General features: G+C 72.2%; 3 protein-coding genes (1 of these 3 only partly in view). All 3 read right to left on the bottom strand.

The window, feature by feature from the left end:
• Positions 1-72 precede the first annotated feature (72 nt).
• Tightly spaced (at most 29 nt apart), the 3 genes in view from F0L68_RS25055 to F0L68_RS25045 form a layout consistent with a single transcriptional unit that may run on beyond the window.
• Positions 73-1,590, bottom strand: a complete 1,518-nt coding sequence (locus F0L68_RS25055) for a glycosyltransferase family 39 protein (RefSeq protein WP_223199111.1) — start codon at positions 1,588-1,590, stop codon at positions 73-75.
• A gap of 29 nt (positions 1,591-1,619) precedes the next feature.
• On the bottom strand, positions 1,620-2,894 hold the full coding sequence (locus F0L68_RS25050) for an MFS transporter (protein ID WP_149852246.1): 1,275 nt from the start codon (positions 2,892-2,894) through the stop codon (positions 1,620-1,622).
• A gap of 6 nt (positions 2,895-2,900) precedes the next feature.
• On the bottom strand, positions 2,901-15,947 hold the 3' portion of the coding sequence (locus F0L68_RS25045) for a non-ribosomal peptide synthetase (RefSeq protein ID WP_149852245.1). Its footprint extends 8,547 nt past the window's final position; only the last 13,047 of its 21,594 coding nucleotides appear in the window; the start codon falls outside the window, past its right edge; the stop codon is at positions 2,901-2,903.

Here is a 15,947-nt window from a genome sequence, read left to right as displayed (position 1 = left end):
CCGACCTGCTTTGCGGAGAAGTGCAGCGCAGCGGCATATGCGACCTCTATACCCATATGCCGAGGCGGCGAACTAGAGGTGCCGCAGTCGGGGCCAGAGCTCGGCCCATGGCGGCCGGATGCCGGTGCAGACCCAGATCGGGACGCCGTGCCCGCCGCGTGCGGTGGGCCCCAACGGATCGACGAACTCCCTGACCAGCCTGGTGTTCTCGCACTCCCGCCGCAGCGCCTCCGGCAGCGGGCCGACATAGACGACGGTGTCGATCCGCTCGGGCGGTGTGCCGAAGTACCAGTAGCCCCGGCTGCCGCTGTACACCGGCGGCAGGCCGCGCTCCGGCCCGAACCGGTCCAGCGCCCCGGCCCGCCCGTAGTCGTCGGCGACGACGACCGCGTCGGACCGCTCGGCGGGATCGAGGCCGCGATAGGTGTCGGCGACCGCGTCGGTCAGCGCGGGCCAGTCGAAGTCCCGCAGCGCCAACACGGTGCGGTCCGCGCCCCACAGCCACTCCACGTCCAACGGCAGCACGCCGCGCACCAGGATGACCACCGTCACCAGGCACGTCGGCCAGGTCGGCACCCATCGCCACCAGCGCGCCGGGCGGCGCCGCTCAATGCCGACCGCCGCGGCGGCCCAGCAGAGCGGGAACAGCCCGGTCAGGTAATAGGGCCTACTGTCGCTGACGAGGAAGAACACCGCGAGCAGCACGACCGTCCAACCGAGAAACCGGTAGGGACGCAGCTCGGGAGCCCGCAGCAACCGCCACAGGCCGCCGCAGAGCAGCACGCCGCCGACGAGCCCGGTGCCCAGCAACAGGATCGGCAGGAACGCGGCCCTGCCGCCCGCCGCCTCGACCTCGGCCGCGATCGCCGAACCCATGTCCACCTGCGGCCAGCCGTGCGCGGCCTGCCACACGACACCCGGCGCGGCGACGACGGCGGCGATCGCCGCGCCGGCCCACAGCAGCGGACGGCGGAAGACCTCCCTCGGCCCTGCCGCGACCAGCGCCACGCCGACGGCAACCCACAGGAACACCACGAGATACTTGGCCTGCAACGCGATCGCCGTCACCGCGCCGATCGCCAGCCACAGGCGGTCGTCCCTGACCCGCACCCAACGCACCAGCAGCCAGGTCGCCGCCGTCCAACAGCACACGTCGACGATCGTCGTCGACAGCCGGTGGCTGCCCATCAGGATGGTCGGTGAGATCGCGAACGTCACGCAGGTCAACACCTGCGCGCGCCGGCCGCCGCCCAACTCCCCGGCGAGCCGTGCCGCCAGCACCGCGGTCAACGGCACCAGCACCGTCACGGGGAGCCGCAGCGCCAGCCGCGAGCCGGGCAGGACGGAGTCCATCAGGTGGGCGAGCAGCGGCACCAGGGGCGGCTGGTCGACGTAACCCCAGTCGAGATGCCTGCCGGCGGCGAGGAAGTACAGCTCGTCGCCCGAATACCGGTAGCCGACGCTGGTGATCAGCAGGATGCTCCCGATGACGGCGGCGATGCCGAGGACCGGTCCCTTGGCGAACGGCGCGGCGCCGCCCGTTTCAGCGCCCTCGACCGCGACCCGGCCTCGGGTTGTGTCCTGGTGCACCGGGACTCCTCGGGTGGTCTGGTGTCGGCTCAGGTGGTCTGGTCAGGGCCGTCCGAGTGCGCCTCGGCCCGCAGGGTGGCGCTGCTGGCGACCGCCAGCGTGATCAGCAGGACCGCGCCGCCGAGCAGCACACCGGTCCAGGTGACGCCCGCCTTCTCCAGCAGGAACCCGCCGACCAGGGCACCGAGCGCGTTTGCCCCGGACGCGAGGAAGCGCCCGGTGCCGTTCACCCTGCCCTGCAACTCGTCCGGCGTGTTCTGGACCTGGAACGTCCACGCCGCAACGCTGAACACGCTGGTGACGAAGGCGATGCCGGCCAGCAGCGCGGCCAGCGCCACCGGACTGCGCACGAACGCCACCAGCGGCACCAGCAGCGTCCAGACCGCGTACCCGACGGCGAGTGTGCGGTGCAGGCTGACGCGCTTGTTCCAGCGCGGCGCGACGAGCGCGCCGCAGAAGCCGCCGATGCCGCCGACGGCTGTGACGATGCCGACGACGGTCGGCGAGTCGCCGTTGTCCCGAATGATCACCATGACGGCCAGCGACAGGACCTGGAACACGAGGTTGCTGCCGGCGAACATGCCGGAGAGGATCCTGGCGATCTTGTGCCGCCACAGCCAGACCATGCCCTCCTTGATCTCGATGTGCAGCTTCGCCTGCGGCCCGGTGACCGTGGGACGGAAGCTCCGCCTGATCAGCAGGACGCACACCACGGCGACCACGTCGGCCACCGCCGTGAAGGCGAACGGAATCCACCTGCCGATGGTGAACAGCAGCGCGCTGCCCGGCTGGCCGACCAGTCCGATGGCGTACCCGCGCGCCTCGTTCTGCGCGAGCGCGGCCGAGAGTTGTTCCGGCGGAACGACGTTGCGCACGGTGGCCCGCTCGGCGAGGTCGTAGAAGATGCCCCTGGTGATCTCCAGGAACGCGGCGACCATCAGGTGCGGGATCCAGACGTGGCCGAGGGACACCGCGACGGCGACGCTGGCGATCGCGAGCCCGCCGAGGATGTCGCACCACAGCATCAGCTTCCTGCGGTCGAGGCGGTCGACCAGCGCGCCGGCCGGCAGCTGCACGAGGAAGTTCGGCAGCGCCGCGGCGAAGGACACGAGCCCGGTCGCGGTCGGGGATCCCGTGTACCACAACGCCAACAGCGGATAGGCCACCATGCCGACGGTGGAGCCGAAGCGGGAGATGCCCGCGCCGAGCCACAGCCGGATGAAGTCCGCGTTCCTGCGCAGCGGAACCGGCGGTGGCTCGACCGTGGCCGAGCCGGCCGCCGCGTTCGTCGTGTCCTCGCTCATGATCGTCTACTCGCCGGTGTTCCCCGAGGCGTCCCGCTCCCGCTGTTCTCGCGCGGTGGCGGCCTCGTTCGCCTGCTGCCACAGGGTGTTCAGCCGGTCCTGGCTCGGCCACAGCGCGCTCAGCAGCGGCGAGACCACCTCGCGGCCGGTGGTGGCGTTGGTGAGCAGGACGAAGCCGACGCCGGAGTGCACCCGCAGCCCGAACATCGCCTGGTAGCCGGTGGCCTGCCCGCCGTGCCCGATCTCCAGGTCGACGCCGGTGTTGTCGATGATCGTGCTCCACCCGTACGGGCGGTTGGACTGCGGCGACAGCATCTGCCGCGCGTATGCGGGATCGATGAACGGGTCGGGGTGGTCGAGGTAGGAGCCCCGGACCGCGACGGCCAACCTGGCGAGGTCGCCAGCGGTGGTCCACAGCCCGGCCGCCGCGGTCTCCGGCATGACCTGGTATCCCTCCGGCACCGGCACGCCGGGCCGTTCGTGGCCGTGCGCGACGGGATTTCCGGAGTTCTTCGGGAAGTCCGGGTCGAAGTCGGACCCGGTCATGCCGAGCGGGTCAAGCACGAGTTCCCGCATCAGCGCGGGGAACGGCTGCCCGGAGACGTCCTCCATGAGCTGCTGGATGACCGAGAAGTTCACCGCCGTCATCGCGAAGACCTCGCCGGGGGCGTGGTCGAAGTGCGGTGCCACGGCCGGCGGCCGTCCGGTCAGGATGTCCAGGACCGTCGGCAGCGGCTCCGTCGGCGCGTAGCGCCGAAACGGCGGGTCGACGGCGAAGCCGGCGCTGTGGCTGAGCAGGTGCCGCAGGGTGACGCGCGGCGCGGGATCGCCCGGGATCCGCCACGAGGTGAGGTAGTTGTTGACGTCCTCGTCGAGGTCCAGGTTCGCCCGGCCGGCCAACCGCAGCAAGCCGACGGTGGTGACGTGCTTGCTGATGGAGCCCGCCGCGAACAGCGTGCCGCTGGTGACCGGGTCGGGCCGGTCGGCGGCGAGCCTGCCGTACGCCCGCACGGCGACGATCTCGCCGTCGCGGATCACCGCGAGGCTGGCCCCCGGCACGTCGTGCCGCGCCATCGCCTCGACCAGTCCGTCGGCGACCGCGTCAGAGGATTTCGGCGCGGCGCGGGTCGCGCCGTGTTCCGGCGAGGCCAGCAGTTCGGCGAGGGCGGCGACGTGCTCGTCGGCGAGCCGCCGGATCGTGGCGGGCTCGTGGATCGCGGCGCTGTGCGTCCACTGCACGTACAGCTGGCTGTCGTAGACGTGCGCGTGGATGTCCAGCAGCCTCGGGCGGTGCGCGTCGGGCGCTTGTGTCGGGGACAGCCGGGGCGGCAGGAACACCAGCGCGTCCGAACCCTGATCGTCCACAATAGACAGTGGTGTGAAGGTGAAGCCGACCGACGGTCGTTGCTGCGCGGCCAGGTCCGCCGCGAGGTCGGGATCGGGCGCGAGGTGCCGGAGCAGCCCGTACCCGTGCCTCAGCGTCGGTACGGCGGCCAGCTGCTGGGACACCGACCGCAGCAGCGCGGGCAGCTCCCGGTTGCGCGGCAGCCAGAGCGCCAGCGGATAGCTGTCGGCCAGCGGGCCAACCGTCCGCGTCAGGTCGAGCTGCCCGGCCGGATCGTGCCGAGGGTCGGTGGTGACCTCGACGTCGATGCGATCGCCGCCGCTCCAGCTGGCCAGCACCCGGCCGAGCGCCGCCAGCAGCGCGGCCTCCGGCAGGTCGCCGCCGCACAGCGCGGCGGTCAGCTCGGGCGACAGCGTGGCCGTGACCGTCTGGCTCTCGCCGTGCGTGTTCCCGCCGGCCGGGTGGTCCTGCGGCAGTTCCGCGCCGGGCAACCGGTTGAGCCAGTGGTGCGCCTGGTCGACGAGTTCGGGCTGAGCGGACGCCTCGGCGAGATGCGCGGCCCAGCGCCGGAACGAGACACCAGCCTCGACCGGCCGCTCCGCCGCTCCGCCGCCGAGCCCGCGGTAGGCCGCGTTCAGGTCCGCGACCAGCACCCGCCAGGAGTCGCCGTCCACGGCCAGGTCGTGCGCGGTGAGCCACAGCTCGGGCGGCAGCGCGGTGTTGAGCAGCGTCTCGTTGTCGAAGTGGAACAGCGTGGCCGCCAGCAGCCGCCCGGCGCCGGAGTCGAGCAGGCCGCGCGCCTCGGCGACGGCCGCCTCGATCGCCGCAGGCCGGCCGTCGACCGGCACCGCGTCAAGGCGCACGACCCGCAGCAGGTCGGCGGGCGCGGCGTCGGCCGGTGCGGTCGTCCAGGTGCGGTCGCCGGGGTGCGCCAGCAGCCGCAGCGCGTCGTGCCGTGCGACGACGTCCCGCAGCGCATCCTCCAGCAGCGCCGGATCGGGCCGGCCGCTGAGGGTGAGCCGCAGCGTCGAGCTGCCCGCGGTGTCCTCGATCGCCCGCAGCTGCGGCGGGGTGAGGGGAACGGGATCGGTGCCGGCGGGCTCCTCGGTCAGCGACGCGAGCGCCGCCAGCTCGGCCAGCGTCTTGGCCTGGTAGATCATCCACACCGACAGGTGCACGCCGACCCGGTTCGCGGCCGGCAGCAGCCGTACCGCCCGCATCGAGTCGCCGCCGAGGTCGAAGAAGTTGTCCTCGACGCTCACCTCGGCCAGGCCGAGGACGTCGGCCCACACCTCGGCGAGACGCCGCTCGATCGGCGTGCGCGGGGCAACCCGCTCGGTGCTGGCGTAGGCGGCGCGGTCGGGGGCCGGCAGCGCGCGGTGGTCGAGCTTTCCGTTCGTGTTCAGGGGAAGCGCGCGCAGCCCGACGAACGCGGTCGGGATCATGTACTCCGGCAGGGTCGCGGCGAGGTGGTCGCGCAGGTCGGCCACCTCGGGAATCCGTTCGTCCTCGCCAACGACGTAGGCCACCAGCGACTTCTCGTTCGCCTCGCCGGTCCGCGCGACGACGGCGCCGTCGCTGACCCCGGGGTGTTGCCGGAGCCTGGCGGTGATCTCGCCGAGTTCGATGCGGTAGCCGCGGATCTTGACCTGGGTGTCGATGCGGCCGAGGAACTCGATGGCGCCGTCGGGCAGCCTTTTGGCCAGGTCGCCGCTGCGGTAGAGGCGGGACCCGGCCGGCCCGAACGGATCGGGCACGAACCGTTCGGCGGTCAGGTCCGGCCTGCCGAAGTAGCCCGGTGCGACGCTGGCCCCGCCGATGTGGATCTCGCCGGGCACGCCGAGCGGCGCGAGGTTCCGCTGCCCGTCGAGGACGTAGACCCGCTGGTCGCCGAAGGGCGCGCCGATCAGGCTCCGGCCGGGCTCGGCGAGGTCGCGCTCGCCGAGCTGGTGCCTGGTGGAGAACACGCTGGTCTCGGTGATGCCGTAGAGGTTCACCAGCGCGGGCCGGTGCAGGCCGAGCCTGCGCACCCACGGCTGGAGCTCCGCCATGTCGATCCGCTCGCCGGCGAAGACCACCGCCCGCAGCGCGAGCTTGTCGATGCGCGGATCGCCCTCCTGAGCTAGGCCCGCGAGGCCGCGGAACGCGGTCGGCGTCTGGCCGAGGACGGTCACCTGGTGGTCAACCAACACATCGAGCAGGTCCTGCGGCGACCGCGCCGTCGCCGCGGGGACGACGACCAGCCGCGCGCCGTGCAGCAGCGCGCCCCACATCTCCCAGACGGCGAAGTCGAACGCGTAGGAGTGGAACAGCGCCCACACATCCTTGCTGTCGAAGGTGAACTCGTCCGGCGACAGGTTGAACAGCCGCACGATGTTGGCGTGCGTGACGCACACGCCCTTCGGGACGCCGGTCGAGCCCGAGGTGTACAGCACGTACGCCAGGTTCGCGGGATCGTCGCCGCCGACCGGATCGGTGGCAGGCGCCGCGTCGATGGCCGCGCGCCGCGCCGGGTCGTCGAGCACGACCAGCTCGCCGTCGTGGATCTCGGCAACGGCAACGGCGTGCCCGGCCGTGGTGACCACGACGGATGCCTTGGTGTCGCGCAGGATCTGGGCCAGCCTGCCGATCGGATTGGCCGGGTCGAGCGACAGGTACGCGGCGCCGGCCTTGAGGATGCCGAGCAGCGTGGGCATCAGGTCGGGGCCGCGGTCGACGCAGAGCCCGACGAGCGTGCCGGGCCCCGCGCCCGCCGAGCGCAGATGGTGCGCGATCCGGTTCGCGCTCGCGTTCAGCTCCGCGTAGGTCAGCCGGTCGTCCCCGCACACCACCGCGACCGCGTCCGGCGTCGCGGCGGCCCGCTGCGCGAAGATCTCGTGCAGGGTCAGGGTGACCGGTCGCTCCGGCACGGTCGCGGCACTCGCGGCCAGCACCACCGCCCGCTCGGCGGGCGGCAGGCAGTCGCCGGTGGCGTCGCCGTCGGGGTCGGCGGCCATGGCCAGCAACACCTCCCGGTACATGGCGGCGAGGCGGTCGGCGTTGCGGTGGCTGACCAGGTCGGTGGAGCTGATGATGTTCAGCGCGCCGGCCGTGGCGATGACGTGGAACGCGAAGTCGGTGGCCACGGAGTTGCGCTCCGCGCTGACGTCCACCTGGTCGGTGTCGATCTGGTGGAAGTCGTGGTACTCCAGCATCACGGTGATGAGCCGCTGCGGGTTGCCGGTCGCGCTCTGGATGGCTGGCAGCGGGTAGCGGCGGTGCCCCCAGACCTCGATCTCCTTGTCAAACACCTGCCGCGCGAGGTCGAGCCAGGTGGCCGCGCCCGTGATGTGCGGGAAGGGCAGCGTGTTCAGGTGCATGCCGAGCACGCGGTCCGCGCCGGGCGCGTCGAGGCGGCCGTGGCAGACCAGGCCGACGTGGAACGCGCGTTCGGTGGTGAGCGTGCTCATCACCTTGAGGTGCGCGGCGAGCAGCACGCTCTTCAGCGACACCTTCGCCTTGGCGGCCAACGACCGCAGGCCGGTCTCGAGGTCCTGGATGGGCACCTGGAGCCGGTAGGGCTCGGCCGGGCCGTCCGCGCCCCAGTCCTCCGGCATCGCCATCGGCGCGTGCCGGTCGGTGACCCGCTGCCAGAAGGACTGGTCCTCCTGGCTGGCCAACGACTCCAGCTCGGCGGCGACGTAGTCGGCGTAGCGCACCGAGGGCGCCTCGTACGGCGGCGGCTCCTCGCCGTCGAGCAGGTGCTGGTAGGCCTCGATGATCTCCATCAGCAGGGAGTGGTAGCTCCAGCCCTCGGTGATCGCGTTGCAGTGCGTGAAGCTCAGTCGCCAGGCCGCGTCGGACTCCAGGTGGATGCCGATCCGCAGCAGCGGGGCCGTGTCCAGGTCGAACAGCGTGGCGCGCTCGCGCTCGACGTACTCGCGGCCGATCCGCTCCTGCTCGACGGGGTCGATCCCGCGCAGATCGTGCACCGCGATGGGGATCTCGGCGACCGCGTGCACGAGTTGCAGCGGCTGGGAGTAGGTCGCCAGGTGCATCGAGGTGCGCAGCGTGTCGTGCCGGGCCGCCACGAGGTCGACGGCCCGCCGCAGCGCCGGGGCCGAGAACGAGCGCTGGTCGGGGATCCGGAACGAGTTCAGGCTGTGGTAGGTGTTCCTTTCGCTGTCCGACAACATCTCCACGAGCATGCCGGTCTGGATCTGGGACAGCGGATAGGCGTCCACGACACCGGGCGGCAGGTCGGCCCGGTCCTCCTCGCTGATCAGCGCGAACGGCGCGACGGCCTGGTACGGCGTCGCCGCCGAACCCTGCTCGGCCGCGACCGCGCTGAGTTCGGCGATGGTGCGGTGCTCGAAGACGTCCCGGATGGTGATCTCGTAGCCGGCCTCGCGCAGCGCCCCGGTGAGCCGGAGCGCGCGGATGGAGTCGCCGCCCAGCTCGAAGAAGTTGTCCTCGACGCCGATGTCCGCGACGCCGAGAACGTCCGCCCAGACCGCAGCCATTGCCTGTTCGGTCGGGGTGCGCGGGGCGACGTGTTGCGCGGTGGTCAGCGCGCCCCGGTCCGGCGCTGGCAGGGCCCGCCGGTCGAGCTTTCCGTTGACCGTCAACGGGATGCGCTCGATGGTCAGAAAGGCGGCCGGGATCATGTAGTCGGGCAGCGTGCCGGCGAGCCGGTCGCGCAGCTCGTCCGCGTCCGGTGGGTTCTCGCCGACCAGGTAGGCCACCAGGGTCTGCTGGCCTGGCTGGTCCTCGCGGGCGACGACGACGGCGTCCCGGATGCCGGGGTGCGCGGTGAGCGCGGCCTGGATCTCGCCGAGTTCGATGCGGTAGCCCCGGATCTTGAGCTGCGTGTCGGCGCGGCCGAGCGTCTCCAGGGTGCCGTCCACCCGCCGCTGACCGAGGTCGCCGCTGCGGTAGAGGCGGGATCCCGGCGGCCCGAAGGGATCCGGCACGAACCGCTCGGCGGTCAGCGCGGGCTGGTTGAGGTAGCCGCGGGTGACGCCGACCCCGCCGATGCAGACCTCGCCGGGCACGCCGAACGGAGCGAGGTGCCCGAACGGGTCGAGGACGTGCATGGTGGTGTTGGGGATCGGGTCGCCGAGCGGGATCAGGTCGGTGTCGGGCAGCTGGTCGATGGGCTGGCCCGAGTTGCCGATGGTGATCTCGGTCGGGCCGTACTCGGTGGCCAGCGGGGTGCCGGTCGGGCCGGCGAGCCGCCGCCAGCGCTCGACGAGCGTGGCGGGGAACGCGTCGCCCGCCGCGATGACCAGCCCGGCAAGGGAGTTCGCCTGCGCCGGGGTCAGCTGGTGCGCGAGCAGGTCGAGGTGCGCCGGCGTCAGCTTGACGAAGCCGAACGGCCCAGCCTCGGCCAGCGCGGCGCCGAGGTCGGCGGTGTCCAGGTCCTGCGGCAGCAGGTGCACCGCCTGCCCGGTGATCAACGGGGTGAACAGGTCGGGGATGCCGAGGTCGAAGGAGATCGGCGAGAACAACGGAGCGCCGCCAGTGCCGCGCGCCGCGTAGGCCTCAACCGTCCACAGTAGATAGTTGGCCAGGCCGGCGTGGTGCGCCAGCACGCCCTTGGGTTTGCCGGTCGAACCGGACGTGTAGATCACGTACGCCAACTGGTTCTGCTCGATCACGCGGTCGGGCCGCGTCGCCTGGTTGGCGGCGATCGCGTCGCGGACCCGGTCCTCGTCGAGGACGACCAGCTCGCCAGCGTGCAGTGCGCCGAGCGCCTCGGCGTGTTCGGCCTGGGTGACCAGGACGGGTGTCGCGGTGTCGGACAGCATGTGCCGCAGCCGCTCGACGGGAGTGGTCGGGTCGAGCGGAAGGTAGGCCGCGCCGGACTTCCACACGCCGAGCAGCGTCGGCACGAGGTCGAGGCCGCGATCGAGACAGACCCCGACCAGCACGTCGGGTCCAGCGCCGAGCGTCCCGAGGTGGCGCGCGATGCGGTTGGCCCTGCGGTCGAGCTCCCGGTAGGTCAACGTGCTGTCGCCGAACACGACGGCGACCGCGTCGGGTGTCGCGGCGGCCTGCGCCTCGATCAGGTCGACCACGGTGGTTGCTGGCCGGTCCACCGCAGGGGTGCTGCCGGCGGCCAGGATCCTGGCGCGCTCGGCCGCCGGCAGGCAGGTGTCGGTGGTGCGGCCGGTCGGGTCGGCGGCCATCGCCTCGAGCACCTCCCGGTACATCGCGGCGAGCCGGTCGGCGAACTCCCTGCTGAGCACGTCGGTGCCGGTGGCGAGGTAGATCTGCCCGCCCAGCGCCGTGACGTTCAGCGCGAACTCGTTCGGGGCCGCGTGGTACTCGGCGGCGACGTCGACCTTCTCGGTGTCGACCTGGTGGAAGTCCAGGAACTCGAACACCACGCTGATCAGCCGCTCGGTCGAGCCGGAGGCGCGCTGCACGGCCGGCAGCGGATACCTGCGGTGCGCCCAGATCTGGGTCTCCTGGGCGAACACCCGCTCGACAAGTTCCAGCCAGGTGCCTGCGGTGCGGATGTGCGGGAACGGCAGCGTGTTCAGGTGCATGCCGAGGACCCGTTCGCCGCCCGCGGCCTCCAGCCGGCAGTGGTAGACCAGCCCGGTGTGGAAGGCAGCCTCGCCGTGCAGGGCGCTCATCACCTGGAGGTGCGCGGCCAGCAGCACGCTCTTGACCGAGGCGTTGGCCCTGGCGGCGAGCGCGCGCAGCGAGTCCTCCAGGTCCGCGTAGGGCACCTGGGCGCGGTGCGGCTCGCGCGGCCGGTTCCGTTCGCCCCAGCCGGTCGGCAGGGCGAGCGGCGTGTGGTGGTCGGTGATGTCCTGCCAGAACGCCTGGTCCTGGTCGTCGCCGAGCGAGGTCAGCTCGGCGGCGATGAAGTCGGCGTAGCGGACGGCCGGCACGTCGTAGGGCGGGAGGTCGCGGCCGTCGCGGATCTGGTGGTACGCCTCGATCAGCTCCATCGTCAGCGAGTGCATGCTCCAGCCCTCGGTGACGGCGTGGCAGTGCGTGAAGCTGAGCCGCCAGGACTCGTCGGACTCCAGGTAGGCGCCGATCCGCAACAGCGGCGCGGTGGCCAGGTCGAAGCCCTCGGCGCGTTCGGCAGCCATGAACTCGGCCCCGGCGCGCAGCTGCCGCTCGGGGTCGATGCCGCGCAGGTCGTGGAAGGCGATCGGGATATCGGCCGTCTCGTGCACGAGCTGGAGCGGCTGGGAGTACTCGGTGAGCGCGACCGAGGTGCGCAGGATGTCGTGCCGCAGCGCGATGATCCTGGCGGCCTCGGTGAGCGCGGGCAGCGAGAACGGCTGCTCGTCGGGGATCCGGTAGAAGCTGACGTCCAGGTAGTTGCGCCGCTCGCTGTCGGCCAGCATCTCCACCAGCATGCCCGTTTGCAGCAGCGACAACGGGTACGCGTCGACGACGCCGTCCGGCAGCGCCGCCCGGTCCTCGTCGCTGATCATGCTGAACGGCAGGACCGCGCGGAACGGCTCGGCGGGGCCGTCCTGCCCGGCGGCGAGCACGCCGAGGCCCGCGATGGTGCGGTGTTCGAAGATCTCGCGGATGCCGAGGTCGTAGCCGGCCTCGCGGAGCGCGCCGGCGAGTCGGACGGCGCGGATGGAGTCGCCGCCAAGGTCGAAGAAGTTGTCCTCGACGCTCACCTCCGTCAGCCCGAGCACCTCGGCCCACACGGCCGCGATCCGCTCCTCGACGGGGTTGCGCGGGGCAAGGCGCGCGGCTGTCACCAGGGTCGCGCGGTCGGGCGCGGGCAGCGCCCGGAGGTCGACCTTTCCGTTGACGGTCAACGGGATCCGGTCGAGTGGCACGAACGCCGTCGGGATCATGTAGTCCGGCAGCGTGCCGGCGAGGTGCGCGCGCAACGCCGACGCGTCTTGTGTGCCGCTCGGTTCGGCGATGACGTACGCCACGAGGGCCTTCTGGCCGGTGTGGTCCTGGCGCGCGGTGACCACGGCGTCCCGGATGTCGGGGTGGGTGGTGAGTGCGGCCTGGATCTCGCCGAGTTCGACGCGGTAGCCGCGGATCTTGACCTGGTTGTCGATCCGGCCGAGGAAGTCCAGCGAGCCGTCCGCCAGGATCCGGCCGAGGTCGCCGGTGCGGTAGAGGCGTGAACCGGCCGGCCCATAGGGGTTGGGTACGAACTTGTCTGCGGTGAGGTCGGGTCGGCCGAGGTAGCCGCGGGTGAGTCCGGTGCCGCCGATGTGGATCTCGCCCGGCACACCGGGTTGGACGAGGTTCAGGCCGGCGTCGAGGACATACATGGTGCTGTTGGGGATGGGATCGCCGAGCGGGGTGAGTTCGGTGTCGGGGAGCCGGGTGATGGGCTGGCCGGAGTTGCCGATGGTGATCTCGGTCGGGCCGTACTCGGTGGCGACGGCGGTGCCCTCGGGTCCGGCGAGCTGTTGCCAGCGCTCGACGAGGGCGGTGGGGAAGGTGTCGCCGGCGGCGATGACCAGGCCGGCGAGGGTGTTGGCCTGTGCCGGGTTGAGCTGGTGGGTGAGCAGGTCGAGGTGTCCTGGCGTGAGCTTGATGAAGCTGTAGGGGCCGGATTCGGCGAGTGCGGTGCCGAGGTCGGCGGTGTCGAGGTCTTGGGGCAGCAGGTGAACCGGCTGCCCGGTGATGAGTGGGGTGAAGAGGTTGGGGATGCCGAGGTCGAAGGCGATGGAGGAGAACAGTGGTGCGCCGCCGGTGCCGTGTGCGGCGTAGGCACCGACTGTCCACTGTAGATAGTTGGCGAGACCCCGGTGGTGGGCCTGGACGCCCTTGGGGGTGCCCGTGGAGCCGGACGTGTAGATCACGTACGCGAGCGAGTCCGGGTCGACGGTCCGCGCGATCGGCGCGACGGGCCGGGCTGCGAGGGCCGCCCGCTCGCGGTCGAGCAGCACCAGCGTGCCGCCGAAGTCCGCCAGCAGGCGGTCGGCGAGCGCGGACGTGCTGACCACGACCCGCGCCCCGGTGTCAGCGAGCTGGTAGCGGAGGCGTTCGGCCGGCACGGACGGGTCCAGCGGCAGGTAGGCGGCGCCGGACTTGAGGATGCCCAGCAGCGTGGGGACGAGGTCGGGGCCGCGATCCAGGCAGACGCCGACCAGCGCGTCCGGCTCGATGTCCAGCGCGGCAAGGTGCTGTGCGACCTGGTTGGCGCGCGTGTCGAGTTCGGCGTAGCTGAGCCGGCCGTCCGCGCAGGAGACCGCGAGGGCGTCGGGCGTCGCGGCCGCCTGCGCCTCGAACAGGTCGACCACCGTGCCGGCCGGCCGATCCACGGTCGCGCCAGCGCCGCCGGCCAGGAGCGCGGCGCGGTCCTCGGTCGCGAGGTGCGTGCCGGTCGCGTCGCCGTCGGGGTCGGCTGCCATCGCCGCCAGGACCGCGCGGTAAGTGGCGGCCAGCCGCGCCGCGTCGGCCGTGCCGAGCACGCCCGCGCCGAAGGTGAGGCCGATGTGGCCGCCGCTGACGATGACGTTGAGGGCGAACTCGTTGACCGCGCCGCTTCCCCCGGTCGGCGCGTCCACCAGCGCGCTGTCCACCTGGTGGAAGTCCAGGTAGTCGAACAGGACCGTGACCAGGCGCTCGACCCCGGAGGCGCGTTGGATGGCGGGCAGCGGATACCTGCGGTGCGCCCAGATCAGGGTCTCCTGCGCGAAGGTGTCCGCGACAAGCTGACGCCAGGAGCGGGCGATGCCGTTGTGCGGCAGCGGAACCGTGTTGAGGTGCATGCCGAGCACCCGCTCGCCGCCGACGGCCTCAAGCCGGCCGTGCAGCACCAACCCGGTGTGGAACCGGGGTTCGTTGGTGAGCGTGGCCATGACCTTGAGGTGCGCGGCGAGCAGGACGCTCTTGAGCGACACCGCGCCCTGCGCGGCGAGGTCCCGCAGGCCGTCGGCCAGGTCGCCGAAGGGCACTCGCAGGTGCTGCGGCTCGGTCGTGGCGTTGTCCCGCCAACTCGCGGGCAGCGCGAGCGGCGCGTGCTCGTCGGTGACCCGCTGCCAGAACTCGTGGTCCCGCTCGTCGGTGAGCGAGGCGAGTTCGGCGGCGACGAAGTCGGCGTAGCGCACGGCAGGCGCGTCGTAGGGCGGGAGGTCGCGGTCGTCGCGGAGGTGTTGGTAGGCCTCGACGATCTCCATCAGCAGGGAGTTGAGGCTCCAGCCCTCGGTGATGGTGTGGCTCTGGGTGAAGGTGAGCCGCCAGGCGTCGTCGGACCCCAGATGGACGTTGAGGCGCAGCAGCGGGGCGGCGGTCAGCTCGAACCCCGTCGCGCGCTCCCGCGCCAGGAAGTCGAGCCCGGCCCGGTGCACCTCGTCCTCGGCCGCGCCGCGCAGGTCGTGCAACACAAGGGGAAGCTCGGCGGTCGCGTGCACGAGTTGCAGCGGCTGGGAGTACCCGGTCAGGTGCATCGACGTGCGCAGGATGTCGTGCCGCGCCGAGACGAGGTCGACGGCCCTCCGTAGCGCCGCCAGCGAGAACGGCCGCTCGTCGGGCAGCCGGAACGAGTTGAGGTTGTGGTAGCTCTGCCGGTCGGCGCCGGTGATCGTCTCGACCAGCATGCCGATCTGCACCTGGGACAGCGGATACGCGTCGACGACGTCAGCCGGCAGCGCGGCCCGGTCCTCCTCACCGATCAGCTCGAACGGCGCCACCGCGCGGACCCGCCGAACCGGCGCGTCCAGCTCGCCGACCAGCGCGCCGAGCGCGGCGATGGTCCGGTGCGCGAACAGGTCGGGAATGGCGACGTCGTAGCCGGCCTCGCGGAGCGCGCCGGCCAGCCGCACCGCGCGGATCGAGTCGCCGCCGAGGGCGAAGAAGTTGTCCTCGACGCTGACCTGCGGCAGGCCGAGCACCGCGCACCAGACGGCGGCGATCCGCTCCTCGACGGGGTTGCGCGGCGGCACGTGCGCCGCAGTGGCGAGCGCGGCGCGGTCGGGTGCCGGCAGGGCCCGGTGGTCCAGCTTTCCGTTGACCGTCAACGGGATGCGGTCGATCAGCACGAACGCGGCGGGGACCATGTAGTCGGGCAGCGTGTCGGCGAGGTGCCCGCGCAGCTCGGCCGCCCTCGGGCTCCGGCCGTCCTCGGCGACGAGGTAGGCGGCCAGCGTCTTCTCGCCCGGCTGGTCCTCGCGGGCGATGACGACGGCGTCGCGGACGTCGGGGTGCGCGGCGACGGCGGCCTGGATCTCGCCGAGTTCGATGCGGTAGCCCCGAATCTTCACCTGGGTGTCGATGCGGCCGAGGAACTCGAGGGTCCCGTCGGGCAGCCTTCGAGCCAGGTCCCCGCTGCGGTAGAGGCGGGATCCGGCCGGCCCGAACGGATCGGGCACGAACTTCTCGGCGGTGAGGTCGGGCCGGTTGAGGTAGCCCCTGGCCACACCGTCGCCGCCGACGTGGATCTCGCCTGGCACGCCGACAGGGACGAGGTTCCCGCGCGGGTCGAGCAGGTGCACGCTCAGGTCGCTGATCGGCCGGCCGATCGGGCTGCGGCCGTGCGCCCCGAGGTCCTCCTCGGTGACCAGGTGGAAGGTGCTGTGCACGGTCGTTTCCGTGATGCCGTACATGTTGACCAGCGACGGTGTGGCGAGGCCGACCCTGGCCGCCCACGGGCGCAGCTCGTGGAACTCCAGCCGCTCGCCGCCGAACACGACCGCGCGCAGCGCCAACCGATCGATGCGCGGGTCGCCGTCGGCCGCCAACGAGACCAGGCCCCGGAATGCGGACGGCGTCTG

Origin of the sequence: Solihabitans fulvus, assembly GCF_008386585.1 — a bacterium.
Taxonomy (GTDB): Bacteria; Actinomycetota; Actinomycetes; order Mycobacteriales; family Pseudonocardiaceae; genus Solihabitans; species Solihabitans fulvus.
This window is presented reverse-complemented; position numbering and strand designations above follow the sequence as displayed.